We start from the raw sequence: 507 nt of genomic DNA on the forward strand, positions 1-507 counted from the left end.
GCTTAACCGTCGATGTCGTTGGTCTTCTAAGACGCCGGCTACTCTCATAGCCGGTGAAATTCACAAAGAATTTCTTCAAATTTGGAAATTTGATGTCGTTACTGTTATCTGGTTTTCAAAGAACATAGTTGGTGGAGCCTAGCGGGATCGAACCGCTGACCTCCTGCGTGCAAAGCAGGCGCTCTCCCAGCTGAGCTAAGGCCCCTTACTGAATAATGTTGTAATGGTGGGCCTGAGTGGACTCGAACCACCGACCTCACGCTTATCAGGCGTGCGCTCTAACCAGCTGAGCTACAGGCCCCAAATGGGGTTTTTAGTCAGAAAAAAAGTCCTGAGAGATTGATCTCTCAAAACACTGTTTCCGCTTTCTGAAAGGCATAACCTCTCAAAACTAAACAAAAAGCCAGGGGCGAAACCTGTGTTGAAACGTTTGAGCTTCAAAAGCTCCTTAGAAAGGAGGTGATCCATCCCCACCTTCCGGTAGGGATACCTTGTTACGACTTCACC

General features: G+C 47.9%; 2 tRNA genes and 1 rRNA gene. All 3 read right to left on the bottom strand.

The annotated features are described in order from the left end of the window. Positions 1-129 precede the first annotated feature (129 nt). Positions 130-205 (bottom strand) — tRNA-Ala (locus CR205_RS20030). 19 nt (positions 206-224) lie between these two features. Continuing rightward, positions 225-301: transfer RNA gene (locus CR205_RS20035), tRNA-Ile, on the bottom strand. Positions 302-452: 151 nt separating this feature from the next. Further along, a 16S ribosomal RNA gene (locus tag CR205_RS20040) occupies positions 453-507 on the bottom strand; the annotation flags it as partial.

Source organism: Alteribacter lacisalsi (assembly GCF_003226345.1).
Taxonomy (GTDB): domain Bacteria; phylum Bacillota; class Bacilli; order Bacillales; family Salisediminibacteriaceae; genus Alteribacter; species Alteribacter lacisalsi.